Source organism: Streptomyces sp. NBC_00442, from assembly GCF_036014195.1.
Classification (GTDB): domain Bacteria; phylum Actinomycetota; class Actinomycetes; order Streptomycetales; family Streptomycetaceae; genus Streptomyces.
Genome location: NZ_CP107918.1, coordinates 3571666 through 3594671, shown reverse-complemented (window position 1 = coordinate 3594671; position 23006 = coordinate 3571666). Strand labels below are relative to the sequence as shown.

Sequence of the window (23006 nt, the reverse complement as noted above, 5' to 3'; positions counted from 1 at the left end):
GGAGCTCTCACCAAGGTTGTGTGACTACGGCGTACGCGCGGCGGGCGCCGGGGGGCGTACGGGGTCTTCTACCTGGCGCTCGGCAGCACCGGAACCAACTTGTCCCACCGCGAGATCTCGCACCCATTGGAACGGTTGTACGTGGCGTCGACGGGCCTCCCGGCCCAGGTGCCGGTGATGTGGGCGGTGGCGGGACCGCCGTAGACGAACGTGCACATCTGGCCCGCGGGCACCGGTGCGAACGTGTCCTTCCCCCAGGTCGTGACCGAGTCCAGCTTGTCGCAGGCCTGCTGGGCACGCGGATGGGTGCCGCCCGCCGGGTGGCATTCGAGGGTGTACGTCCCTTCAGTGCCGGGGTTGTCCGTGATGGTGACGGTGAGGCGGTCCTCGGTCTGTCCGCCGCCGAGCAGAGGCAGCGGAACGGGCAGGGGGCCGGCGGAGGCGGCGGGGGCGGCGGCCAGCGCGGTGAGCGAGGCGGCGGCGGTGAGGGCGAGGCGGCGCAGCATGGGTCTCGTATCTCCAGGCGTGTGGACGGGCGTTCAGCGATCGGGTCCCCGGCCCCGGTTCCGCGGGCCCGCCCCCGTGGGTCTCCCGGGGTCTAACGCGCGTCGGCGCCGGGCGTTGCGGCGCGCGGCGAACGCCTTTGCTCTGGTGCCCATCTGCCTAGTACCGTGGGATCCGATTGGTGACGGCCCGCAAGGCTGTGTCATCATCTGCACGCACCACTCGCGCGAGCGACGGTGTGCTGGAGGCGTCGCCTAGTCCGGTCTATGGCGCCGCACTGCTAATGCGGTTTGGGTCTTAAAGCCCATCGAGGGTTCAAATCCCTCCGCCTCCGCCAGCACCACCCGAAGCCCCGGCCCCACGGCCGGGGCTTCGGCCGTTCCGGGCCCCGCCCACCCCGGCCGGTTTTCGCCCCGCCCCACGCACCCGTCCGGGGGAACCGCACCCGACGCGTCTGCTCACACAGAGGCATTTGCGCAGGTCAGAGGCGGTGAGGGGAATGGATTTCGCGTCACGGCGCAGGTCATGTAATGTTGTTCTCGCAACGCCGACGGGGCAGAAAAAACCCCGGAAGCACAAGCACTCGTAGCTTAACGGATAGAGCATCTGACTACGGATCAGAAGGTTGCAGGTTCGAATCCTGCCGAGTGCACACAGGTCAAAGGCCCCCTGGACATCGTCCAGGGGGCCTTTGACATCAACGGGTGACATCAACGTCCCCGTCGGGCGGACTCAGGCTGCGGCGTCGGGCTCCGTTTCATCCCCGTCCGCCTCTTTCTCTTCGGCCAGACCCAACGCGTCGTCCATACGGTCAGCAGCCGCGCGCAAGGTCGTCTGCATCACGTGAGCGTAGGTATCCAGCGTCATGGTGATGGTGCTGTGACCGAGCGTCTCCATGATCGTGCGCGCGTCGACCCCCTGAGCCAGGAGCAGCGACGCGCACGTGTGCCGAAGATCGTGCACCCGCACCCGCCGCACCTTGGCGTCCCGGCACAGGATCGTGAGCATCCGGTTCAGGCTGCGGGGGTCCGTGGCCCGGCCGGTGGCCGTGGTGAACACCAGGCCGTTGGGCTGCTCTGCCGGGGGCTTCCACTTCTCGCCGGCCACCGCTCGCTCCCGCGTCTGCTGTTCTGCATGGGCACGCAAAGCAGCCACACAGTGCTTGGGCAGGGAGACCGTACGGATGGACCGTGCGGTCTTGGGCGTGCCGAACAGCAGCTCCCGCTTGATCCGCTGAAGGTTCCGCCGGACGCGGAGCTGTCCGTTCTCAAGGTCGATGTCCGACCACGTGAGGGCCAGCGCCTCACCGCGTCGCAGCCCCGTACTGATCAGCAGTAGCCACAGGGCGTACAGGCGGTGCGGCCGGGTGGTCTTGAGGAGCAGACGGGCTTCTCCTGCGTCCAAGGGGTGTACCTCCTGGCGTTCGACGCTGGGCGTTTCGACGATCCGGGCGACGTTGCGCGCGATCAGCTCCTCCCGGACCGCCTGTTGGAGCGCAGAGCGCAATACGGCGTGCGTGTACTGGACCGTGCGGGCAGACGGCCGCCGCTTGCAGCACTGCCGGACCGCGCAGCAAGTTCGCTCACCCTCGGGGCGTCCGGCGTCGACGCCCCGCAGGCAGCACAGACAGCCGGACTTGAACTCCAGCAGGAACAGCTGCACATCGGCGGGGGAGAGGCGGTTCAGCTTCTTCTTGCCGAGCGCGGGACGAATGTAGAGGCGGGTCAGCCCTTCGTAGCTGTTGAGGGTTGCGGGCTTCAGCCGTGCCGGCGCCACGGCCGCCAGCCAGTACGTCAAGTAGTCCCCGAACGCCATGGCGGACGTGGCGGCCGGGATGCCCTGCCGAGTCTTCTCCTGGATCTCGGTGAGCTTGCCCGCAACTTCGTCGCGGTTCTTGCCGTAGACGAACTTCCGGACCCGGGTGCCGTCCGGGCGGTAGACGTAGGCCGCCGCGTGATAGCGACCGTCCTTCCGCTTGGTGATCGTTCCTTCACCGTTGGCGCGGCGCTTGGCCATCAGGCAGCCTCCTCAAGCTTGTTGTGGATGTAGGTCTGAAGTGCCTCTGTCGGGATGCGGCGTGCACGGCCTTCGGTGTAGCTGCGCAGCACTCCCGAACGGATGAGGTCGTAGATCTTGCTGCGGCTCAGCCGCAGGGCCGTCATCGCCTCGGGGACGGTGACGACGTCGTGTGAGGCAGGCAGCGCGGTGCTCACGGGTGTCTCCTCGTGTCTGCGAGGGGGAGGGGTCGGGCCCCTTCTCTGGGGTCCGCTACATCCGCTACGCCGCTACATCGCAGGTCAGCGGCATAATTTTTGTAGCGGAGGGGTGGGATGTAGCGGCTACGGCCGTTTCGGGGGGTGGGGGCCGTAGCCGCTACATCTGGGTTTGCCGCTACAGGGGCAGGGGCTCTGAGCTGGGATGTAGCGGCGTAGCGCTTGTAGCGGACGTGGGAGACGGGCAGTAGCGGGCCCACGCGTCGGTGAGGTCTTCGGCGAAGAATCCCTTGAGGATTCCGCCGCTCGTGCGGATGTTGCGGGAGGCGATGGGGTCGCCGTCGGCGGTCACGTAGTCGCTGAGCATCTTGGACAGGCGCCGGTTGTCGAGCGGCCGGCCGTTGAGGTCGGCCCACGGGGCGTCATCAAGTGCGTTGAGCCGGTCCAGGATGGCGACGGTGGGCAGGCGGTCGATGCCGATCAGGACGTGGTCGCGTAGGTCGGTCAGGAGGCGGATGCCGAGACTGCCTTTGTCGTTGGCGCGGGAGGCTTCCACGAGCGTCAGGCAGGCTTGGCGGGCGCGCTTGGGCCAGTCGCCCCCGGCCGCGTCCGCGATGGACAGGAGTCCTTCCCACACGTCGGCGGGCCGGTCGCTGACCCCTTCGGGCATCTCGGGCCACGCGCCCATGACCCAGCCGCGTGCCTGCTCAGCCCACTCGGCAAGGCGGTCCCGCAGGGCGTGGCCTTCCTTCTCGTGCAGGCGGGCGCGGAAGGGTTCCACCTTCTCGTTGCGGGCCCGGCGGCGCATACGGATGATGACGGCGCGGGTCAGGATCGTGTCGGGCAGGGAGCCGAGACCTGCGACCGCGACGGCGGCGTAGGACGGGAACGGGGTGACGGTCTGGCTGTCGCCCACGCACCGGTAGGTGACCCCGGTGCGGCGGTGTCCGGCGTTGAGGAACCCGCGCAGTTCCTCGTTGTCCCCGGCCTTTGGACCGAAGACGGTGTCGATCTCGTCGAACAGGATCGTGGGCCGACCCTCGGCACCGGACACCGCGCGGAAGAGCGCGGCGGCGGACGCGTTCACCGCGACCATGGGGCGTGGCACGAGGGTTTCCACGATTTCCAGCGCCCGCGACTTGCCTGATCCCGGCTCCGGGGACAGGAACGCCAGACGCGGGGTGGAGTCGAAGCAGTCGAGCAGGTGGGCGTGTGCGTCCCACAACGCGACGGCGACGTAGGCGGCTTCACTGGGGAAGATGTTGAAGCGGCGGTGGAACGCTTCGACGTCATCGAGGAGTGCGGCGCCGTCGATGGACGGCGGGGGCGGGGTGGTGGTCATGCGGCGGTCCTGCCTTCCCGGGGAGCGCAGAGCGGGCAGCGGTCAAGGTGGGCGGTGTGGTCGTCGATGAGCGCGAGCACCCGGCGGTGGCCAACGGCGCTGCGGTCCCGGCCGCACAAGCACTTCGAGGTCGCCGTGGGCACGGCGCCACGCGGCGCGCAGATGTGGAGCCAGGCCACGGGGCGGCGGCCGTCGTCGTAGTTGTGCCGGCCACAGCGAACCGATGAAGCGGACGCCCTTCGGGCGACGCCTTTCGGGGCGCCCACGACCGGCCGGGGCGGGGCGGATTCGGCGGCGTGCGGGCCGGTGGCGGCGGGTTGGCCTTCCAAGGCGGAAGGCAGTCGCGGGCTCATGCCGCATCCCGGGAACGGGCTTTGCGCAGGGAGCTGTTGAGGGCGCTCGCGATGGTGGAGCGGCACTCCGCAGCGGTGAGTCCCCGCGCCTCCCCCGCCGCTTGGAAGGCCTCTTCCACCACGTGCCGGGGGATGTCGCCCCACGCGACGAACCGCCCCACCTTGAACGCGCACCGGTTGAGCGTGATGTTGCGCTGCTTGTCCGGCGACGCGGTGACCACGGCGCACTCCGCAGCCAGCGCGGCCCGCGCCGCACGGCTCCCACTCACTGCGGGCAGCCGCAACGGCCTGGCCGGGCGCGCGGGCGCCGGTTGGAGTAGCCGCACCAGCCATGCGGGCAGGGGAGCTACCGGCGTATCGCTCGCCGTCTCGTAAGCGCCGGTCGGCGTGATGCTGCCCGGGGCGACGACGTACCCGCCCCATGCCCGTGTGTCGACCAACGGGGCCAGTGAGCCCGCCGTGTTGGCTAACCGGACACCTGTCGGTGCGGTGAAGTAGAGGTGCTGTCCGCCGCTCGCAGTCCGCACCCGGTAGGTGTCGGGGACGGCGTGGCCGGTGCGCTCGCAGAGCGCCTTAAAGGTCGTCACGCCGCAAGGCGTGTCCGCATTGCTGTTGTCGTTCTGCTTGGGCACGTCCAGGTCGACGACGACCAGCCCGGAAGGGCCGGTGGCGATACCGATGTTGAACGGTGTCCGCTCCCACGTCGCTCGGATGCGGTCGAGGTCGGTGGTGGCGCGCTGCTCCCACTTGCGGTGCCCGCTGGCGCACGGGCCCGTGGCGGAGCATGAGGCTTCGCCGTGCAGGGCCGGGCGCTTGGTGCCGGGACGCAGCGGGAAGACGTGCCAGCCGCATTCGGCAGCCGTGAGAGCCGTATCGAGTAAGGCTCGCTTCACGTCGGGGTCGTGTTGGGTCATGCTGGGTGTCTCCAGTTCTGTGATGAGTGCTGGCAGGCAAGGGCGGCCCCGGACTTTGGCGAGACGGGGGCCGCCCTTGGCGTAGCTAGCCGTGGAAGTGGTTGCGCTTGAAGATCGCTTTGCGGATGTTGACGACGGTGCCGCCGTCCCCGGGGCGGGGTCCGAGGACCTGTACGGCGATCCAGCCACCGAAGATCACGGCGGCGAGAATGATGAGCTGGTGGATCAGGGCGGCCATGGCGGCGATGAACGTCGTTAGGACGAGTAGCCCGCCGCACACAGCGGCGAAGCCGATGCCGCCGAGTGCGACGTTCACGGCGGTGCGGGACACGGCCGGTTTGGCGGCGAGCGGTTCGGGCTTGGCGGGCTCGATGGCGTAGCCGGTGACGATCTGGCCGTTGGGCAGGACGATGCTCGCCACGGTCGGCACGGTGCTCGGTTGCATCGGTACGAGCGGCGCCGGGATGGGCGGTATCGGGGTGGGGTGGTGGACTTCGACGGCCCGTTCAGCGGGGACGTGCCGGGGGTGTTCGGGGAACATGCGGAATCCCTTCCGGAGTGAGGCAGGGAGGCGGAGGCACCCCCTGCCGGGTGCGCTGTAGAGGGGGTTTCGGGGGTGCTGACCTGCGGGCCTCCCTGACTCCCTGGCAGATCATTTGCGCAGGTGGGAGCCAGGGAGGCGGGTCAGGGAGGGGGTTAGGGAGTTCTCCCTGCCTCCCTGACCCGCCGGGGGTTCGCTCCCTGATCTACGCGGCGGAAGCGGAACCGTCTGCGTCGCGGTTGGCGAGTGCCCGGGAGACGCGGTCGCGGCCGACGACCATCACGCCATCAGACTTGTAGGGCTCGGCCCCGGTGCCGTCCAGGACGCGCTTGAGGTCGAGGAAGGACCACTTGCCGTAGGCGCCGGCGTTGAGCGACGCGAGCCGGGCAAGGACATCCTTCGTGCGGACCCGCTCTGCGGTGCCGACCACAGAGGCGATGTCGGCGAGCGGGTCACGCTGCTCGCCCTTCTCGATGACGGTCAGGGTGGTGACGCCGTCGCGCAGGGCCTTGGCCCGCTCGGTGATGGCCTTGGCCGCGTCGTCGTCGACGTAGTGCGTGCGGACCGTGATGGAGGCCTGTCCCGCGGGAATGGCGATGCCGTCGGACGCGACGACCAGCGTTCCCCGGTCCAGCCCCGGGCGGAGCAGGTTCGGGGCGGCGCCGCCGTCAACGGCCTTGTCCCCCAGCGCCATGCGGGCCTGGGACTCGGTGCCGAGCGCGAGCGATGCTCGGGTGTGGGCGCCTTCGCGCACGAGCTTGGGCAGGTTCTCGTTGGTCGGGTCCTGGGTGCCCTGCCACATCAGGACGTTCACGGCCCGACCCTGGTTGTGGATCTTGCGGACGGCCATGAAGTAGCGGGAGTTGGCTTTCGAGCCGCCGTAGGGGCGCTTCTCGTCGTCCTTGGCCGGGCACATGAACGCCACCTGCGCCTCATCTACGAGCACGATGAGCGGCGGGAACGCGGTCCCCTGCGGTGCCTGGATGCGGCGGTTCATCTCATCCACCGCACCCTCAACCATCTCCGTGACCTGGATGACGTGATCGTCCGTCGGGCCCTGAATCAGCGTCTTCGCCAGCCCGTCGAACATGGCCCAGTCGCCCACGCCCTTGAGGTCACCCATCAGGAACTGCACCGACTTGTCCAGCGCCAGCCACAGAGCCAGCGACCGCAGCGCCACGGTCTTGCCCTGGTTCGACAGGCCCGTGATCAACAGGTGGCGCTGGTAGAGGCTGATGGCCGCCGCATCCCCGCGCAGGTCCTGGCCCCAGGGGGCGCGACCCTTGCCGTAGTCGGCGGTCATCGTCTCGTCCGTGACCAGAGGGGACGGGCCGATCGGCTCATCCAGCGCCCCGGAGTCGGCCACCCACAGGCGGACGGTGCGGGCGGCTTGCGGGATGGTGATGAACACTTCGTGCTCATGCCGGGACAGGTTCTCGGCAAGCTTGCGCCGACGGTTCTGCACCTCGTTCGTCGACACCCCAGAAGGCAAGGTCACGTCGACTTCCACGCCGCATCCGGCGATCCGGATCGGTCCGAGCATCGCCGCGCCGGCGTCGCCCATCTCCTTGATGGCCCGCCCCAGTGCGGGCACGCCGAGGTCGCGCAGGGCCTTGACGACGATGGACGGGGTGATCGGCTCGCCCTCACCGTTGCGGACCGCTGCGGGGAGTGCCCAGTTGGGGGCGGCTTGCTGGTGGCGGCCGACGCCCCACAGGGCGAGCAGCGCGAGGAACGGGCCCATCGTGACGGCCGGACCCCACACCACCGTCGCCACCGTGATCAGGAGGTTGATGAACTCCACCGTCGCCATGAGCGGCGTGACGACCTGCGTGACGTCCTTGGTCGCGATCGCCATGACGACCCCGAGCGCGACGAGCGACCCGACGCCCATGCCGGCGCTCACGGCTACGCCTTTGGCGGCGTCGAGTGGTGAGTGGAGGAGGTCCATGCGGCGGCGGTGGCGGGCGTCGCGGAAGCGCTGGCCGCGCTCTTCCCACTCGGCTGCGACCTCGTAGTTCCCGGCGGCTTCGGCGGCACGGAGCATGCGTTCGTAGCGGGTGGCGGTGCGGCCCTCCCACGTGCGCTTGGCGACGATGCGGGTGCCGCCGACCACGTACATGCCGTGGCGGACCGTCAACCGGGCGGCGGTGCGGGTGTGTTCGTGGGCGACGATGCCGTGCACGGCCCGCCCGGAGCGCACCCACAGGGGCACAGACGGCTTTTCAGCGCCCGGCGCTGCTACAGCAGCGACCGATGCCCCAGAGGCGCCCTGCGGGGCGGGAGTGGTGCTTTTGGTGAGGCGAACTACGTTGGAATCCATGGGAGTTGACTCCTGACTGTCCCGTGTTCGAGGTGAAGGGGAGAGGAGAGGCGGGCGGGCACGCTGTTCACCACCAGCCGGAGGACTTCTTGGCGGCCTTGGCGCGGGCGGCGTCGGTGACGACGCGCTGTCGTTCGGTCCGCAGCGCAGCGATCTCCGCGACCAGCCGGGTTTCTGCGCTCTGCCATGCGGTGTCGATGCGGCGGTCTCCGTGAGCGGTGCCGGTGCCCCGGTGCATGCCCCGCGCGGTCGACACGACCCCGCCGAGCACGGCCCGGCGCTCCCGGCCGTTGAGCGGCCACAGCTCGCGGTTCTGGACCGCTTCCAGCTTGCGTTCGTTGTTCTGGATCTCCCGGTCGAGACGCCGGGTGTCGGGCTTGCCCATCACGCACTCCTAGGAGAGGTGGAACGGGAATCGCAGGGCACGCAGGTGCCGAGCGAGAGCGGCATGACGTATCCGGCGTCCCGGCGGCAGGAAGGGCACCAGCGGCGGGCGGTGTTCGCTTTGGCCAGCGCCGCCCACCGCGCCGGCGTCATCGGGCGCACCGGCTTGGCGAGTTCGACGCGGTACAGGTAGGCGACCAGTGGACCCCGCCGTCGCCGGGGCCGTTCGAGCTGCGCGGCCACGTCCTGACCACCGGGCCGCAAGCCCCGTGCCCGGAGCTGGCGACGCGTGGCGAAGCCATCCGGGGCCAGACGCCACCGGTAGACCGGAAGCGTGGCCATCACGCGGCCCGCTCAGCGAGCAGCGTGTCCCGCAGCCCCCGCGCCTTCTCCGCCGACGTGTGAACCGTCTTACGGATCCGGTCGGCCGTCAGATAGGCGTCGGGCCAGTCCACCGATGCGGCCCGCGCCTGCGCCAAGAGTTCGTCCGGGGTGCGCTTGGGTCGAGCCGACCGAGCACTGTCGGGGACCCGACCGGTCGCCCGGCGGGGCCGTGTCGAGTCGGCCGCCACCGTCGACACGGGGCGGACCGGTACGGGCTCGATCGCGGGGAGCGGCTTGAGCGCCACGGTGGACTTCAGGAACCCGACCTGGACCGCCCGGGGGATCGGCACCGGGTTCACGGCGACCGGGATCGGGGAGGGTTCGCCCTGGTCAGCCATCGACCGATTGTTCACGCTCTCGGTCATTTTCTCCGCATTCGTGATCGGGTCCGGTTGGTGGTGGAGGACCTTGGCGACCAGATCGGACCCGAAGTAGATCGAGCCGACCGGAAGCGATGTCGCGAGCAGCACGAGCGCCCAGTTCGCGGGGTCCCAGTCGGCAAGCCGTCCCCAGTCGACCGACGCGCCGTGCAGCGCCGGAACCAGACCGTGGACGTAGTTGAGGACGAGGGAGGCGGCGGTGTAGGTGCCCAGCACCCGCAGCGCGAACCGCCGGGCCTCAGCGGTCAGCACGAGCGTGGCGACCAGTGCAAGCGCCATCAGCCCGTCGACGACGAACGGGTACAGCGTGGCTGCGGTGTGGTCGGCGCCGATCGCTCGGGCCACGTCCCGCAACGCGTTCCACGACACCCGGAACGCCATGCCGACCACGGCCACCAGCGCGACCACCAGCAGGGTCTTGGGCTTGCGGTTCATGCCGCACCACCGACATGCAGAAGGAGCGCGGCGACCAGCAGACCGCCGCCGACCATCGTGAGGTCGACCGCGCGGCGCAGGGCGGTGAACTTGGCTACCGCGATCCGGGACAGACCCGCGATGTCAGCTGCCCGGTCCGTCGCCACGGCGTTGGTGATCTCGGCGGCCGTCAGGGTCGCCCACAGGGGGAAGCCGTGACGGCCCCGCAGGTTCGGGCGGGCCGACCGCAGCAGCAGCCCGGCCGCCACGATCAGCGCCGCCATGCCGAGACCGCCCACGACGCAGACACTCACGCCGGGCGCCATGTCCTTAGCTACCGACCCCGCGCCGGCCAGCAGTGCGCCGACGAACGCCAGCAGCAGACTGACCTTGGTGTCGGTCCGGGAGATCTCCGCCTTCACCTCGGCGTGGGCGGAGTTGAGGGAGTCGTTGGCATTCACGCGCCCACCCCCGACGTCCCCAGGGCGGCCGACTGATTGGTGAGCGCCCGACGGGCCCTGAGGACGTTGCGCCGGGCCCGGCGGACACGGCGCGCGTCCAGCTCGTTCGGGGTGCGGTCGAGCGTGATGATCTGTGCGTCCAGCAGCTCGACGCGCGCCAGGATCAGCGGCATCTCGATGTCGATGGCGTCCAGTTCGGCTGGCGTCGGCTCGATGTCCGGCAGGGTGCCGGTAACGGCCGTCTGAAGTGCAGCGATGTTCTTCATGAGTCGTGGTCTCCCTAGTAGGTGGGTGCGGCTCGAACAGCGGCCCCGGTGTTCCCGCACCGGGGCCGCGCGCCGTTGAAGTCGGTCAATCCGGCTCCCCTCAACCCCGTCCGTACGACCCCACGGGCCGGACGGGCAGAGGAGGCAACCGGCCGCCGCAGAAGCGGCGAATAGCTGAGCTGTACGAGTCCCCTTTGGGAGCGGAGCTCCCGTTGAAGGCGTATGGGGACGTGACCTTTCGGTCTCAAGCCCTCCGGCTGACAAGGCGCCGGGAAACCTCGGCCCGCTCTGTCCCGGGCCCCTGGCCATGCAAGTTCAGCGCAACCGGAGCAACTCGAAGGAATTGAACCGCTTGCTCAGCTTGTTGGTACAAGCTGATGCAGTGATGCTGCACCCACGGACAGTGAGTCGTCAAGGGATTGAGGCCTACATGTACCAACAAGTTGCGCGAGTGCGTCATGATGAGGGCATGAACAAGCAGCCGAAGTACCGGCAGGTGGCCGATGCACTCCGCCGAGAGATCGACAACGGCACGTACCCGCCGGGATCACGGCTGCCCTCAGAGAGCGAGCTTTCCGCCCGCTTCGACGCGTCTCGCAACACCGTCCGCAACGGTCTGAGTCTCCTTGTGACGCAGGGGCTCATCTCGTCCAGCCAGGGACTTGGATACGAGGTCGCCAAGCACGAGGTGTTCGAGCTGAACGCCTCACGCTTCGAGAACCTGGAGTTCCCGCAGAACGGCGACGCGTACAGCACGGACGTCACGAACGCGGGGCGCCGACCGCACCAAACCTTCCGAGTCGAGCTGACTCCCGCCCCGGGATACGTGGCTGAGCGCTTGAAGGTTGAGGAGGGTTCCACGGCCGTACTGAGGTTCTGCCACCGGTTCGTAGATGACGTTCCGTGGTCGACACAGGCCACCCATTACCCGGAGTGGCTCGTCGAGCAGGGGCCGCGACTGACCGACCCCGGGGACATCGCGGAGGGCACGACGCGCTACCTGGCGAGTCTGGGAGTCGAGCAGATCGGCTACTTCGACGAAATCGCCGCTCGTATGCCGACGCCCGAAGAGGCTCGTCTTCTGGAGATCGGCGCGGGGGTCCCGGTGCTTCTGTGGACACGCACTGGGTACTCCAATGAACGTCCGATCCGGTGCACTGTCACGACCTTCCGGGGCGACCTGAACCGGATGAACTACGAGATCGGCGACCTGTCCGCCCGGAGTGAGAACGAGCCTCAGTGAGAATCGCCAACGCCGTGCCGGCCGATCTGCCCAAGCTGCTCGCCTTCCGAGAGGAGGCGGCGGCTTGGCTCGGTGAGCTAGGCACAGACCAGTGGCGCCGCCCGTACCCGGCGGACCGATTGCTTGCCACGATCGAGGCCGGTGTGGTCTTCATGGTTCGCGACGGGGAAGCCACGGCCGCGACCATAACGCTGACCCCGGATGCGGAAGACGGCCTCTGGTCGGACGCGGAACTATCCGAGCCGTCGATGTTCGTGAACAAACTGACGGTGGCACGGACGCATGCCGGACAGGATCTCGGCGGGCGTTTGCTCGACTGGGCAGGTGACCGGGCGTACCGGTCCGGCGCCGCATGGCTCCGCTTGGATGCCTGGACCACGAACGAGCCGCTCCAGCGCTACTACCTCAACCACGGATTCGAGCACGTTCGCACGGTCACGGAGGGCGGGGCGGTGAATGGCGGGCCGCGCGTCTCGGGGTGGCTTGCACAGCGGCCAGCACGAGTCGACGCAGGTCACGGGCTGGACGACGCGACTTTGGCGCCGACACCAATTATCGCTGTGTGACATCAACGGCTGACATCAACGTGGGCGTACACCGGGAGACATCCACGAATACGGCATGGCTTGAGCAAGCCTCTCAACCCGGTCTCCGCCCGGCGTGCAACTGGCTCTCGACGGGGGCGCACGCGCCTACGGATCAGAAGGTTGCAGGTTCGAATCCTGCCGAGTGCACACAGGTGAGAGGCCCCGGACATCGCGTCCGGGGCCTCTTGCGTTGGGTCGTACAGCAGTGAAGTACAGCAACCGCCCGCACTGCTGTCGGCCCACACTGCCCGTCGCGTCGCGGCGGAGAGCTTGCCGAGCGCCTTGCGGACGTCCGCCTCGCTCGCTTCCGCGTAGACCTCGATCGTCACGGCGATCCGCGAATGCCGCAGGATGCGTTGCGCGACCTTCGGGTGCACCTTGAGCGCGACCAGGAGCGAGCTGCACGCGTGCCGGGTGTTCCGGAGCGGGGTCGTACGGAGGCCGGCGCGCCGAGCCCGCAGGGCGAACGCCCGGGTGAGGTTCCCCGGTTCAATCGGCGTTCCGTACGTCGTCGTGAAGATCAATCCGCGATCGTCCTGCCACGCACCCGTCCCCGATGGCCCTGCGGTCGCCGGCCTGCTGAGCGCGACGCCTCCGCAGCGCCTTCAAGCAGAGTGCGGGCAGGGGCAAGAAGTCGTCGGAGTCCTCGGTGTTACTCCGCTTCAGTAACATCTCGCTATGGGCGTTGATCTTAAGGCAATTCGGAACCGCATCATTTCGAGACTTGATGGCTTGGAGGCGCGCCAACTTGCAGCCGTTGAATCTGTCGTTCGCAACATGCATCGAAAGGTCGATTTTCGACCCGGAAACACCACCGAGCTCGTAGGCGATGCATTCCGCGAAGAGATGGCTCTCTTTCTGGTAGCTCATCACGCACTACATGAACGGGCTCTGAACAAGGAGAACTTTGAGTATATATTCAAGCAATGCCTGATCGCTTCCGGAGACGCCGATGCAAGGCTTAACCCAAACCAGAAGCAGGCGAAATTTGATGTAGAGGGAGGTGGTTACACGTGGTCCTTGAAGACGGAAACTGGCGATTCTATGAGTAAGAATCAAGTGAAGGTGGAGAAATTTACTGAGGCCCTTTGGATTAGGGATAGTTTGACGGCTGAAGATTGTGCCCGCAACGTGCGCGAATTGGTCATCCCCCGTCTCTCGGATTACGAAAGAATTGTCGTGCTGAGGGCCAGCAGGGCAGGTGCGTTTATTACGTACAGCCTCGAAGAAATCCCCTGGATGCTTCTCAGTTCATCCCTGGTGTCCCAAACGCGACCGGAAATTTTTTCCAAGGCGCAGAGAGGTAAGAAAGTCGCCAAGAGTTTTGGTGCCGATTACTTGGGGGCGGATGGCGGTACCCGGCAGTTCCGGATGTTGTTGGACACGAGTGTTGAGAAAGTTCGGATCTGGTTCGCGCTGAGGGAGTGCGTGCATCACGGCTACTGGACTCTTCCGGGGTCCGCAGCTACCGATGTCTTGCAATTTTCTACAGCGGCAGCGGCTGAGATCCCTCGGCAACCAGATCAGCATCAGCAAACCTCGGCGACGTATCAGGAAGAATTTCCGATTTGAGCTCGGGGGTTCGCCGCTCAGAATCCAAGAGGCTACGTGTGCCCAAGTGGGGGCACTCACGCTTGATTGTGGGAGCAGGGCGGCCTGCCATCATGAGGAATTGCTGCGATACTGGCGAGTGAGGCGCCGGCCAGTGCACTTCTAGAAGGTTGCAGGTTCGAATCCTGCCGAGTGCACGGCCGCTCAAAGGGCCCGGGAAATCATCCCGGGCCTTTTCGCGTTGGATCGCCGGAGCGGACGCACGGGAGCGGCTGCGGCTGCGGCCGCAGCGCCCGGACGAACGGCTGTGACCCACGACAGGCGCCGCCGTGGTGGGCGATCGCGGTCACGGGAGCCGCGGCGCTGTCAGTGGGGACCGGTAGCTTCGGGGGTGTGGCTGGAGTGTGGCGGTGTTCCGGGGTTCGGTGGGGAGCGGGCGGGGCTCGGCTCGGGTGGGGGGAGGGCCGGGAGAGCGCGCTGGGGTTCGGGCGGGGTATCGCGTTCCGGGTCGTGGGGCCGCGGCGGTGTGTGGGGGCCCGGGGGAATCCCTGTCCGGTGGCCGCGCCGGTGTCCGGGCGCAGCACGCAGGCGCGGTGCGGGGAGTGCGCGCGGCTCGACCGGGCGCACTCCGTGGCCGCCGACACCCACCTGGACGATCCGCGTACCTACCGCGTCTACCTGGCCTGGTTCGGGAGCGGCATGGTCAAGGTCGGGATCACCGCGGAGGAGCGGGGCTCGGCCCGGCTGCTCGAACAGGGGGCGGTGGCCTTCGGCTGGCTCGGGCGCGGGCCGTTGATGGCGGCCCGGCGCTGCGAGGAGCTGCTCAGGGCCGCGCTCGGGGTGCCCGACCGAATCGCGTACGCCGAGAAGCGGGCGGTGCGGGCCGCGCTCCCCGGCATGGCCGAGCGCGCGGCCGGGGTGGCGGAGCTGCATGCGCGGGCCGTCGCCCTGCCCGGATGGCCCGAGTCGCTGGAGCGGCTGGACGGCGAAGTCGTGGACCACGCGGAGGCGTTCGGGCTCGCCCGGCTCGTGCCGGCCTCCGGCGTCGTCGTGGAGCTGGTGGACGGCGGGGTGGTCGGGGGCCGGGTGGTCGCGGCCGCCGGGCCCGATCTGCACCTGGAGGTGGCCGGCGCGGGGATCGTGGTGCTCGACACCCGGCTCATGACCGGATGGGGTCTCACGGCGGTCGGCGCGGGTCTGGGGAGCGAGGGGAGCGAGGGCGGTGAGGGCAGTGAGGGGAGCGGCGCGGGTCTTGGGGTGACCGTTCCCGTGCGCGCGGTGCCTCGGCCGGGCGGGGTTCAGGACCAGTTGTTCTGACCGGCCCCACCCCGGGGCGCCACCCCCGACCATCACCCCGGCCACCACCCCTGACCGCCACCCGGCCACCCCTGACCGCCACCCGGGCGCTCCCCAGGCCCCCACCCCTCCCGATCCCTTCCGGTAAATGATCTGGACAGTGCGGACGGTCGCGCACGAGGGTGGGGGGATGAGCGATCACGTACAGGGGCCGATCTCGGGGCTCGAACCGCCTTACTACGCCGTGGTCTTCACCTCCCTGCGCACCGAGGGCGACCGCGGATACGGGGAGGCCGCCGACGAGATGGACGAGCTGGTGCGGGACATTCCGGGGTACCTCGGGCACGAGAGCGCCCGCAACCCGGGCGGCCTCGGCATCACGGTCGGGTACTTCCGGGACGTGGAAGCCATCAATGACTGGCGCGGACGCACCGCCCACCGGCAGGCCCAGCGGCGTGGCCGGGAGCAGTGGTACGAGAGCTACAGCGTCCATGTCGCCAAGGTCGAACGCAGTTACGGCTTTGAGCGCGGCTGACGTGGAGGATCCTCTCGGCTCCCTCAACAGCGCCCGCGTCCGCGCCTTCTGGGGGCGGCTCGGGCTGCCCGGACTCGTCGATGTGCATACGCATTTCATGCCCGAGCGGGTGCTCAAGAAGGTGTGGGAGTACTTCGACTCCGCCGGTGAGCTGGTGGGCGGGGTCGAGTGGCCCATCACCTATCGCGAGGACGAGGCGGAACGGGTGCGGCTGCTGCGGGAGGAGTTCGGGGTGCGCGCGTTCACCTCGATGCTCTATCCGCACAAGGCCGGCATGGCGCGGTGGCTCAACGAGTGGGCCGTGGGGTTCGCCGCCCGGACCCCGGACTGTCTGCACACCGCCACGTTCTTTCCCGAGCCCGGTGTCGAGAGCCATGTGCGCGAGGCCCTCGGCGCGGGAGCACGTGTGTTCAAGTCCCATGTGCAGGTGGGTGGTTACGATCCGGCCGACCCGCTGCTCGATCCCGTCTGGGGCGTCCTCGCGGAGTCCGGCACGCCCGTCGTCATCCACTGCGGGTCCGGGCCCGCGCCCGGAAAGTACACCGGGCCCGGCCCGGTCGGCCGGGTGCTCGCCCGCCACCCCCGGCTGCGGCTGATCGTCGCGCACATGGGGATGCCGGAGTACGCCGACTTCCTCGACCTCGCGGGGACGTACCGCTCCCTCATGTTCGACACGACGATGGCCTTCACGGACTTCAGCGAGCGGAGCGCGCCGTTTCCCGTGCGGGAGCGGGGCCGACTGCTGGATCTGGGTGACCGGATTCTGCTGGGCACGGATTTCCCGAACATCCCGTACCCGTACGTTCATCAGCTGGACGCCCTGGAAGGGCTGGGCCTCGGCGACGACTGGCTGCGGGCCGTCTGTCACGACAACGCGGCCCGGCTCTTCGCCCTGGCCGGGACCGGACCCGGACGCGGACGCGGGCCCGGTCCCAGCTGAGGCCCGGCCCCGGCCGAAGCCCGCCCCCCGGGCCCAGCGGGGACTTTCTCAGGGAAATCACAGGAACGGGCAAGGCTGTTCTCACGGCCCCCTCACAGGGTGAGGCCCATGACCGTTACCTCCTCGCCCCAGGGGCGGACCGAAATGCTCAGGCCGGACGGGAGCCCCGTCCGCGTGCTCGTCGTGGACGACGAGGCGCCGCTCAGCGAGCTCCTCTCCATGGCGCTGCGCTACGAAGGCTGGGAGGTGCGCAGCGCCGGCGACGGGGCCGCAGCGGTGCGTGACGCCCGCGAGTTCCGGCCCGACGCCGTGGTCCTCGACATCATGCTGCCCGACATGGACGGGCTCGCCGTGCTCGGCCGGCTGCGCCGCGAACTCCCCGACGTGCCCGTGCTGTTCCTCACCGCCAAGGACTCCGTCGAGGACCGGATCGCCGGGCTCACGGCGGGCGGCGACGACTACGTCACCAAGCCGTTCAGCCTGGAGGAGGTCGTGGCCCGGCTGCGCGGCCTGATACGGCGCTCGGGCACGGCCGCCCTGCGCAGCGAGTCGGTGCTGGCCGTAGGCGACCTCACCCTCGACGAGGACAGCCACGACGTCGCGCGGGGCGGGGTCAACATCCACCTCACCGCGACCGAGTTCGAACTGCTCCGCTTCCTCATGCGCAACCCGCGCCGGGTGCTCAGCAAGGCGCAGATCCTCGACCGTGTGTGGTCCTACGACTTCGGCGGCCAGGCCAATGTGGTGGAGCTCTATATCTCGTATCTGCGGCGCAAGATCGACGCCGGGCGCTCGCCGATGATCCACACGCGCCGCGGCGCGGGGTACCTGATCAAGCCGGGCGAGTAGGGGCGAGGTGGGGAGATTCCGTCGGCCCTGGTCGCTGCGCACCCGGCTCGTCGTGTCGGCGGTGGCGCTGCTCGCGGTGGTGGGCGCCGTCATCGGCACGGTGACCGTGCTCGCGATGGGCGCCAACCTCCAGAGTCAGCTGGACGCCCAGCTGACCGGCGCCCTCGTACCCGGGCGGATGGGCGGTCACGCATCGCCCGGCGCCGACCCCGCCGCCGGAAACGGCACCCTCGGCACCCTCGGCGGCAACGGCGGCAACGGCGGCAACGGCACCCTCGGCGGCAACGGCGTCCTCAACGGCTCCGGCTCCGGCTCCGGCCCCACCGCCGGCCGCATCGACTTCGTCGTGTCCCGGCCCGGCCAGCCGCTGCACGCCGTGGCGGCCGGGCCGGGCGCCGACGGGCGGATCACCGGCGCGCAGGCCGTGCGTCCCGAGCGCCAGAACGAGGCCCGCAGCGCCGCGCTCTCCGCCGCGCAGACCCGGGCCTTGGCCGGCGTGGCCAAGGACGGCCGAGTGCACTCCGTTTCGGTGCCCGGTCTCGGTGACTACCGGGCGGTGTGGGACCAGGACGGCGGCTTCGTCCTCGGCTTCCCCACCGACGCCGTGGACTCCACCGTGAGCACCCTGATCATCGTGGTGATCTGTGTGACCGCCGCCGGGCTCGTGGCCGCGGGGATCGCCGGCGCGGCGATCGTCGGGGTGGCCCTGCGCCCGTTGCGCCGGGTCGCGTCGACCGCCACCCGGGTCTCCGAACTCCCCCTGCACAGCGGCGAGGTGACGCTGTACGAGCGCGTGCCGGGCGCCGAGGCGGACGCACGGACCGAGGTCGGGCAGGTGGGCGCCGCGCTCAACCGGATGCTCGACCATGTGCACGAGGCGCTCAGCGCGCGGCAGGAGAGCGAGACGCGGGTGCGGCAGTTCGTCGCCGACGCCAGCCACGAGCTCAGGACGCCGCTCGCCTCCATCCGCGGCTACGCCGAGCTGACCCGGCGCGGCCGCGAGGACATCGGGCCCGATACCCGGCATTCGCTGGGCCGCATCGAGTCGGAGGCGGCCCGTATGACGGGTCTCGTCGAGGACCTGCTGCTGCTCGCCCGCCTCGACGCCGGACGCCCGCTCTCGTACCAGAGCACCGATCTCTCCTCGCTCGTCGTGGATGTGGTCGGCGACGCGCATGCCGCGGGTCAGGGCCATACCTGGCGGCTCGAACTGCCGTCGGAGCCCGTCGCGGTGCGCGGCGACCACGAGCGGCTCCAGCAGGTGTTCGTCAATCTGCTCGCCAATGCCCGTACGCACACCCCGCCCGGTACGACGGTGACCGCCCGGGTCGAGCCGCGCGGAAGGTGGGTCCTCGTCGAGATCGAGGACACCGGGCCCGGGATCCCGGACGGACTCCTTCCGCACGTCTTCGAACGGTTCGCGCGCGGTGACGCGTCCCGCTCCCGCAACGCCGGCTCCACCGGGCTCGGGCTCGCCATCGTGCAGGCCGTCGTCGCCGCGCACGGCGGCCGGGTGAGCGTGCGCAGCGCCCCCGGACGGACGGTGTTCGCCGTCCTCCTGCCGGCCGTCGTCACCGCCACCACCGCGGCCGCCACCACCACCGCGGCCGCCACCACCACCGCGGCCGCCACCACCACCGCGGCCGCCACGACCACCACCACCGCGGCCGCCACGACCACCACCACCGCGGCCGCCACGACCACCACCACCGCGGCCGCCACGACCACCACCACCGCGGCCGCCACGACCACCACCACCGCAGCCGCCACGACCACCACCACCGCGGCCGCCACCTCCTCCGCTACCGCCGCTCCCACCGGCCCCCTCCCCGCGCACGGTGCACTCCCCGAGCCGGCCCCGCTCCCCCTGGCCAAGTGACATCTCACAGCCCCGGCACAGGCTGACCACACAGGTGTGACAGCGGCCCTCGCGAGGGTCGTCGTATGCGAACCGACCCTTCTGCCACGAGCGCCACGACCGCGCCGCATGCGGTGAGCCCGGCGCATCCGATGACCCTCCCGGCCCGCCGCCACCTGCCCGTCCAGCCGGCCGGCACGCCCGTGCTCGACGTGACGGTGCCCGTCCACAACGAGGAGCAGGACCTGGAGCGGTGTGTGCGGCGGCTGCACGAGCACCTCGCGGGGACCTTCCCGTACGGGTTCCGGATCACCGTGGCGGACAACGCGAGCACCGACTCGACTCCCTTGATTTCGGCGAGACTTGCGCGCGAGATCCCCGAGGTGCGGGCCTTCCGGCTGGAGGAGAAGGGGCGCGGGCGGGCGCTGCGCACGGTGTGGTCGGCGTCCGACGCGCCGGTGCTCGCCTACATGGACGTGGATCTGTCGACCGACCTCAACGCCCTGCTCCCGCTGGTCGCGCCGCTCATCTCCGGTCATTCGGACCTCGCCATCGGCTCCCGGCTCGCCCGCTCGTCGCGGGTGGTGCGCGGCGCCAAGCGGGAGTTCATCTCGCGCGCGTACAACCTGATCCTGCGCGGTTCGCTCTCGGCGCGGTTCTCCGACGCGCAGTGCGGGTTCAAGGCGATCCGGCGCGACGTCGCCCAGCGGCTGCTGCCGATGGTCGAGGACACCGGGTGGTTCTTCGACACCGAGATGCTGGTGCTGGCCGAGCGGGCGGGGCTTCGCATCCACGAGGTGCCGGTGGACTGGGTCGACGATCCCGCGAGCACCGTGCACATCGTCAGCACCGCCAAGGACGACTTCTTGGGGGTGTGGCGGGTCGGGCGGGCGCTCGCGGTGGGGGCACTGCCGCTGGACCGGCTCTCCCGGCCGTTCGGCGACGACCCCCGCGACCGCCAGCTCCCCGGCGTGCCGGGCGGCCTGGCCCGCCAGCTCGTGGGGTTCTGTGTGGTGGGGGCGCTCTCCACCCTCCTCTACCTCGCCCTGTACGCGCTCTCGCGCACCGTGGCCGGGCCCCAACTCGCCAACGCTTCGGCTCTGTTGGTGTCGACGGTGGCGAACACCGCGGCCAACCGGCGGCTCACGTTCGGGGTGCGGGGCCGCGACCGTGCCGTGCGTCACCAGGCGCAGGGACTCGCGGTGTTCGCCATCGGGCTCGCGCTGACCAGCGGCTCGCTCGCGGCCCTCGGCGCGGCCCACGCCGGCGCCGCGCACTCCACCGAGGTGGCCGTCCTCGTCGCGGCGAACCTCGCGGCGACCGTCCTGCGCTTCCTGCTGTTCCGCGCCTGGGTCTTCCCCGACCGCACCCCGATCCACCCCGCCGAACCGAAGGGCGACGCACGATGACCACGACCACCTCCCAGGCCGGCCAGGCCGACCCGCACGAGGGGGCCGACGGCGCCGGGCAGCACCGGTCCGTGCCGGGCCGGCTGTGGCGCGGCCGCCCCGAGGACCCCGCCTGGGCGCGGCCCGCACTGTTCGCGCTGCTCGCCGTCGCCCTCGCCGCCTACCTGTGGAACCTGAGCGCCTCCGGATACGCCAACTCCTTCTACTCGGCGGCCGTTCAGGCGGGCAGCCAGAGCTGGAAGGCGTTCTTCTTCGGCTCGCTCGACGCCGCCAACGCGATCACCGTGGACAAGCCCCCGGCCGCGCTGTGGCCGATGGCCCTGTCGGTACGCCTCTTCGGCCTCGGCTCCTGGCAGATCCTGCTGCCCGAGGTCCTGATGGGGGTGGGCACGGTCGCCGTCCTGTACGCGGCGGTGCGGCGCCGGTTCAGCCCGGCCGCCGGGCTGATCTCCGGCGCGGTGCTGGCCCTGACCCCGGTGGCGGCGCTGATGTTCCGCTTCAACAACCCGGACGCGCTGCTCGCGCTCCTGATGACGGTCACCGTCTACTGCGTGCTGCGCGCCCTGGAGGGTGCCCGGACCAAGTGGCTGGTGTGGGCCGGGGTCGCGATCGGTTTCGCGTTCCTGACCAAGACCCTCCAGGCCTTCCTGATCCTGCCGCCGCTCGCTCTCCTCTACGGGGTGTGCGCCCCCACCTCCGTACGTCGCCGCATCGGTCAACTCGCCCTGGCAACAGGCGTGTTGGTGGTATCCGGCGGATGGTGGGTGGCCGCCGTCGAGCTGTGGCCCGCCTCGTCGCGCCCCTACATCGGCGGCTCGCAGCACAACTCCTTCCTGGAACTCACCTTCGGCTACAACGGTCTGGGCCGCCTCAGCGGCGACGAGACCGGCAGTGTCGGCGGCGGAGCCGCACGGCCCGGCGGCATGGGCCTCCCCGCGGGTGCGGACCTGCCGGCGGGCATGCGCCCGGGGGGCGGCGGGGGCGGTGGCGGATGGGGCGCGACCGGCATTGGCCGCATGTTCGACTCGGAGATCGGCGCCCAGATCTCCTGGCTGCTCCCCGCGGCCCTGCTCCTGCTGGTCGCGGGCCTCGTCGTCACCTGGAAGGCCCGGCGCACCGACACCGCGCGGGCCGCGTTCCTCGCCTGGGGCGGGGCGCTCCTGATGACGTGCGCGATCTTCAGCTTCATGGCGGGGATCTTCCACCAGTACTACACGGTGGCCCTGGCCCCCTACATCGCGGCGCTCGTCGGCATGGGCGTGACGGTCCTGTGGGAGGAGCGGTCGCGCGTGGGGGCGGCGCTCGGGCTCGCGGCGACCGTCGCGGCCACGTCCCTGTGGTCGTACGTGCTGCTCGCGCGCACCCCGGACTACGTGCCCTGGCTGCGCTGGGCGGTCCTGGTGTGCGGCCTGGTGGCGGCGGTGGGCCTCGCGCTCGCGGGCCGGCTGAACCGCGGGGTGGCGCTCGGCGTCGCGGGGGCCGGGCTCGTCGCGTCCCTCGCGGGCCCCGCCGCGTACACGGTGAGCACGCTGGACAGCGGCCACACCGGCTCGATCGTCACGGCGGGACCCGCGGGCGCGAGCATGGGTGGCGGCCCCGGGGGAGGTCCCGGCGGCGGCCGTGGCGCAGGCGGCGGCATGCGGTTCGGCGGCGCTCCGGGCACGGGGCAAGCCGGCGGGCAGACCGGGCGCGGGACGGGCCAGGGACAAGGTCAGGGCCAGGGGCAGGGCGTGCCAGGTGGCGGTACGGGGCAGCCCCCGGGTGTCCCCGGCCGGGCCGCCGGCGGAACGCAGGGCGGTCCCGGCACGGGCGCCGGTGGGCGCGGCGGCACGGGGGCCGCGGGCGGCGGCATGGGCGGGCTGCTCGACGGCGCCAAGGTCGGCGCGCAGGCCCAGGCACTTCTGAAGGACGACGCGGACCGGTACACCTGGGCCGCGGCCGCCATCGGCTCGCAGAACGCCGCGAGCTACCAACTCGCCACCCAGAAACCGGTGATGGCGATCGGCGGCTTCAACGGCAGCGATCCCTCGCCGACCCTGGCCCAGTTCAAGAAGTACGTCGCCGACGGGAGGATCCACTACTTCGTCGCGAGCGGCGGGGGCCTGATGGGCGGCGGGGGACGGTCCGGCGGCAGCGCCATCAGCAGCTGGGTGGAGTCGGCCTTCAAGAAGGTGACGGTGGGCACCGCCACCTTCTACGACCTGACCTCACCCGTCGGCTGACCGCCGCCGGTCCGCGCGGCGTTCGAGCCCGCGGCCC

At 70.3% G+C, this 23006-nt stretch carries 23 protein-coding genes, 2 tRNA genes and 1 pseudogene; 13 read left to right on the top strand and 13 right to left on the bottom strand.

Going from position 1 to position 23006, the window contains the following annotated elements; genetic code table 11:
• Positions 1 to 68: 68 nt before the first annotated feature.
• Complete coding sequence (locus OG432_RS16285) at positions 69 to 506, bottom strand: SSI family serine proteinase inhibitor (protein WP_328311652.1); 438 nt, start codon at positions 504 to 506, stop codon at positions 69 to 71.
• A 241-nt stretch (positions 507 to 747) separates the two neighbouring features.
• Between OG432_RS16285 and OG432_RS16280 the strand changes: the two genes are divergently transcribed.
• Together OG432_RS16280 and OG432_RS16275 are read left to right on the top strand one after the other, a co-directional pair.
• Positions 748 to 841: transfer RNA gene (locus OG432_RS16280), tRNA-Ser, on the top strand.
• A gap of 242 nt (positions 842 to 1083) precedes the next feature.
• Positions 1084 to 1156 (top strand) — tRNA-Arg (locus OG432_RS16275).
• Between the two features lie 80 nt (positions 1157 to 1236).
• On the opposite strand, the gene OG432_RS16270 is transcribed toward OG432_RS16275, so the two are convergent.
• The 3 genes from OG432_RS16270 to OG432_RS16260 form a co-directional block, all read right to left on the bottom strand.
• Entirely contained in the window at positions 1237 to 2520 is a 1284-nt protein-coding gene (locus OG432_RS16270) for a tyrosine-type recombinase/integrase (protein ID WP_328311651.1), read from the bottom strand.
• Positions 2520 to 2717: a helix-turn-helix domain-containing protein gene (locus OG432_RS16265; protein ID WP_328311650.1), complete on the bottom strand. Its 198-nt coding sequence runs from the start codon at positions 2715 to 2717 to the stop codon at positions 2520 to 2522. Before OG432_RS16265 ends, OG432_RS16270 begins: the two co-directional genes overlap by 1 nt.
• A 178-nt stretch (positions 2718 to 2895) precedes the next feature.
• Positions 2896 to 4059: a DUF3631 domain-containing protein gene (locus tag OG432_RS16260; RefSeq protein WP_328311649.1), complete on the bottom strand. Its 1164-nt coding sequence runs from the start codon at positions 4057 to 4059 to the stop codon at positions 2896 to 2898.
• A 66-nt stretch (positions 4060 to 4125) separates the two neighbouring features.
• Here OG432_RS16260 and OG432_RS16255 point away from each other — a divergent pair, with 66 nt between their 5' ends.
• Entirely contained in the window at positions 4126 to 4260 is a 135-nt protein-coding gene (locus OG432_RS16255; RefSeq protein WP_328311648.1) for a hypothetical protein, read from the top strand.
• A 148-nt stretch (positions 4261 to 4408) separates the two neighbouring features.
• Here OG432_RS16255 and OG432_RS16250 read toward each other — a convergent pair whose 3' ends face one another.
• The 8 genes from OG432_RS16250 to OG432_RS16215 all read right to left on the bottom strand — a co-directional run bounded on the left by OG432_RS16250 (position 4409) and on the right by OG432_RS16215 (position 10479).
• A complete protein-coding gene (locus OG432_RS16250; RefSeq protein ID WP_328311647.1) occupies positions 4409 to 5326 on the bottom strand; it encodes a bifunctional DNA primase/polymerase in 918 nt (305 codons plus the stop codon).
• 85 nt (positions 5327 to 5411) lie between these two features.
• Positions 5412 to 5867, bottom strand: a complete 456-nt coding sequence (locus tag OG432_RS16245) for a hypothetical protein (protein WP_328311646.1) — start codon at positions 5865 to 5867, stop codon at positions 5412 to 5414.
• Positions 5868 to 6072: 205 nt separating this feature from the next.
• Entirely contained in the window at positions 6073 to 8190 is a 2118-nt protein-coding gene (locus OG432_RS16240) for an FtsK/SpoIIIE domain-containing protein (RefSeq protein WP_328311645.1), read from the bottom strand.
• Positions 8191 to 8257: 67 nt separating this feature from the next.
• Positions 8258 to 8575: a hypothetical protein gene (locus tag OG432_RS16235; RefSeq protein ID WP_328311644.1), complete on the bottom strand. Its 318-nt coding sequence runs from the start codon at positions 8573 to 8575 to the stop codon at positions 8258 to 8260.
• Positions 8575 to 8916 carry an RRQRL motif-containing zinc-binding protein gene (locus tag OG432_RS16230; RefSeq protein ID WP_328311643.1) on the bottom strand — a complete coding sequence of 114 codons (342 nt, stop codon included), beginning with the start codon at positions 8914 to 8916 and terminating at the stop codon, positions 8575 to 8577. Before OG432_RS16230 ends, OG432_RS16235 begins: the two co-directional genes overlap by 1 nt.
• Entirely contained in the window at positions 8916 to 9773 is an 858-nt protein-coding gene (locus tag OG432_RS16225; protein WP_328311642.1) for a DUF2637 domain-containing protein, read from the bottom strand. Before OG432_RS16225 ends, OG432_RS16230 begins: the two co-directional genes overlap by 1 nt.
• On the bottom strand, positions 9770 to 10213 hold the full coding sequence (locus tag OG432_RS16220; protein WP_328311641.1) for a Pycsar system effector family protein: 444 nt from the start codon (positions 10211 to 10213) through the stop codon (positions 9770 to 9772). The genes OG432_RS16225 and OG432_RS16220 overlap by 4 nt, the downstream gene beginning before the upstream one ends.
• Positions 10210 to 10479 (bottom strand): DUF6284 family protein, encoded by a 270-nt coding sequence (locus tag OG432_RS16215; protein WP_328311640.1) that lies wholly within the window; start codon positions 10477 to 10479, stop codon positions 10210 to 10212. Before OG432_RS16215 ends, OG432_RS16220 begins: the two co-directional genes overlap by 4 nt.
• 469 nt (positions 10480 to 10948) lie before the next feature.
• On the opposite strand from OG432_RS16215, the gene OG432_RS16210 reads away from it, so the two are divergent.
• Positions 10949 to 11722: a GntR family transcriptional regulator gene (locus OG432_RS16210; protein ID WP_328311639.1), complete on the top strand. Its 774-nt coding sequence runs from the start codon at positions 10949 to 10951 to the stop codon at positions 11720 to 11722.
• Complete coding sequence (locus OG432_RS16205) at positions 11719 to 12288, top strand: GNAT family N-acetyltransferase (RefSeq protein WP_328311638.1); 570 nt, start codon at positions 11719 to 11721, stop codon at positions 12286 to 12288. The genes OG432_RS16210 and OG432_RS16205 overlap by 4 nt, the downstream gene beginning before the upstream one ends.
• A gap of 278 nt (positions 12289 to 12566) precedes the next feature.
• On the opposite strand, the pseudogene OG432_RS16200 reads toward OG432_RS16205, so the two are convergent.
• Positions 12567 to 12963 (bottom strand): annotated as a pseudogene (locus OG432_RS16200) (site-specific integrase); the annotation flags it as partial.
• A 24-nt stretch (positions 12964 to 12987) separates the two neighbouring features.
• Here OG432_RS16200 and OG432_RS16195 point away from each other — a divergent pair.
• The 8 genes from OG432_RS16195 (at position 12988) to OG432_RS16160 (ending at position 22969) form a co-directional block, all read left to right on the top strand.
• The gene (locus OG432_RS16195) at positions 12988 to 13881 is read left to right on the top strand and encodes a hypothetical protein (protein ID WP_328311637.1); all 894 of its coding nucleotides are present in this window, start codon (positions 12988 to 12990) and stop codon (positions 13879 to 13881) included.
• A 372-nt stretch (positions 13882 to 14253) separates the two neighbouring features.
• Positions 14254 to 15177: a DUF2797 domain-containing protein gene (locus OG432_RS16190; protein ID WP_328311636.1), complete on the top strand. Its 924-nt coding sequence runs from the start codon at positions 14254 to 14256 to the stop codon at positions 15175 to 15177.
• Positions 15178 to 15346: 169 nt separating this feature from the next.
• Complete coding sequence (locus OG432_RS16185; protein ID WP_328311635.1) at positions 15347 to 15691, top strand: antibiotic biosynthesis monooxygenase family protein; 345 nt, start codon at positions 15347 to 15349, stop codon at positions 15689 to 15691.
• A complete protein-coding gene (locus OG432_RS16180; RefSeq protein WP_443058395.1) occupies positions 15648 to 16631 on the top strand; it encodes an amidohydrolase family protein in 984 nt (327 codons plus the stop codon). The genes OG432_RS16185 and OG432_RS16180 overlap by 44 nt, the downstream gene beginning before the upstream one ends.
• Positions 16632 to 16739: 108 nt before the next feature.
• Positions 16740 to 17480 (top strand): response regulator transcription factor, encoded by a 741-nt coding sequence (locus OG432_RS16175; RefSeq protein WP_328311633.1) that lies wholly within the window; start codon positions 16740 to 16742, stop codon positions 17478 to 17480.
• Positions 17481 to 17487: 7 nt separating this feature from the next.
• Positions 17488 to 19359 (top strand): HAMP domain-containing sensor histidine kinase, encoded by a 1872-nt coding sequence (locus OG432_RS16170; RefSeq protein ID WP_328311632.1) that lies wholly within the window; start codon positions 17488 to 17490, stop codon positions 19357 to 19359.
• A 131-nt stretch (positions 19360 to 19490) separates the two neighbouring features.
• Positions 19491 to 20747, top strand: coding sequence for a glycosyltransferase (locus OG432_RS16165; protein WP_328315127.1), 1257 nt, complete (start codon positions 19491 to 19493; stop codon positions 20745 to 20747).
• Entirely contained in the window at positions 20744 to 22969 is a 2226-nt protein-coding gene (locus OG432_RS16160) for a glycosyltransferase family 39 protein (protein ID WP_328311631.1), read from the top strand. Before OG432_RS16165 ends, OG432_RS16160 begins: the two co-directional genes overlap by 4 nt.
• Positions 22970 to 23006: the final 37 nt, after the last annotated feature.

Bases quoted from the DNA above. Each gene is read 5' to 3' on its own strand.
- OG432_RS16250 (WP_328311647.1), bottom strand. From the start codon at position 5,326: ATGACCCAACACGACCCCGACGTGAAGCGAGCCTTACTCGATACGGCT.
- OG432_RS16215 (WP_328311640.1), bottom strand. From the start codon at position 10,479: ATGAAGAACATCGCTGCACTTCAGACGGCCGTTACCGGCACCCTGCCG.
- OG432_RS16240 (WP_328311645.1), bottom strand. From the start codon at position 8,190: ATGGATTCCAACGTAGTTCGCCTCACCAAAAGCACCACTCCCGCCCCG.
- OG432_RS16160 (WP_328311631.1), top strand. From the start codon at position 20,744: ATGACCACGACCACCTCCCAGGCCGGCCAGGCCGACCCGCACGAGGGG.
- OG432_RS16245 (WP_328311646.1), bottom strand. From the start codon at position 5,867: ATGTTCCCCGAACACCCCCGGCACGTCCCCGCTGAACGGGCCGTCGAA.
- OG432_RS16210 (WP_328311639.1), top strand. From the start codon at position 10,949: ATGAACAAGCAGCCGAAGTACCGGCAGGTGGCCGATGCACTCCGCCGA.
- OG432_RS16230 (WP_328311643.1), bottom strand. From the start codon at position 8,916: ATGGCCACGCTTCCGGTCTACCGGTGGCGTCTGGCCCCGGATGGCTTC.
- OG432_RS16175 (WP_328311633.1), top strand. From the start codon at position 16,740: ATGACCGTTACCTCCTCGCCCCAGGGGCGGACCGAAATGCTCAGGCCG.
- OG432_RS16270 (WP_328311651.1), bottom strand. From the start codon at position 2,520: ATGGCCAAGCGCCGCGCCAACGGTGAAGGAACGATCACCAAGCGGAAG.
- OG432_RS16185 (WP_328311635.1), top strand. From the start codon at position 15,347: ATGAGCGATCACGTACAGGGGCCGATCTCGGGGCTCGAACCGCCTTAC.
- OG432_RS16165 (WP_328315127.1), top strand. From the start codon at position 19,491: ATGACCCTCCCGGCCCGCCGCCACCTGCCCGTCCAGCCGGCCGGCACG.
- OG432_RS16260 (WP_328311649.1), bottom strand. From the start codon at position 4,059: ATGACCACCACCCCGCCCCCGCCGTCCATCGACGGCGCCGCACTCCTC.
- OG432_RS16285 (WP_328311652.1), bottom strand. From the start codon at position 506: ATGCTGCGCCGCCTCGCCCTCACCGCCGCCGCCTCGCTCACCGCGCTG.
- OG432_RS16235 (WP_328311644.1), bottom strand. From the start codon at position 8,575: ATGGGCAAGCCCGACACCCGGCGTCTCGACCGGGAGATCCAGAACAAC.
- OG432_RS16225 (WP_328311642.1), bottom strand. From the start codon at position 9,773: ATGAACCGCAAGCCCAAGACCCTGCTGGTGGTCGCGCTGGTGGCCGTG.
- OG432_RS16255 (WP_328311648.1), top strand. From the start codon at position 4,126: ATGAGCGCGAGCACCCGGCGGTGGCCAACGGCGCTGCGGTCCCGGCCG.
- OG432_RS16195 (WP_328311637.1), top strand. From the start codon at position 12,988: ATGGGCGTTGATCTTAAGGCAATTCGGAACCGCATCATTTCGAGACTT.
- OG432_RS16180 (WP_443058395.1), top strand. From the start codon at position 15,648: ATGTCGCCAAGGTCGAACGCAGTTACGGCTTTGAGCGCGGCTGACGTG.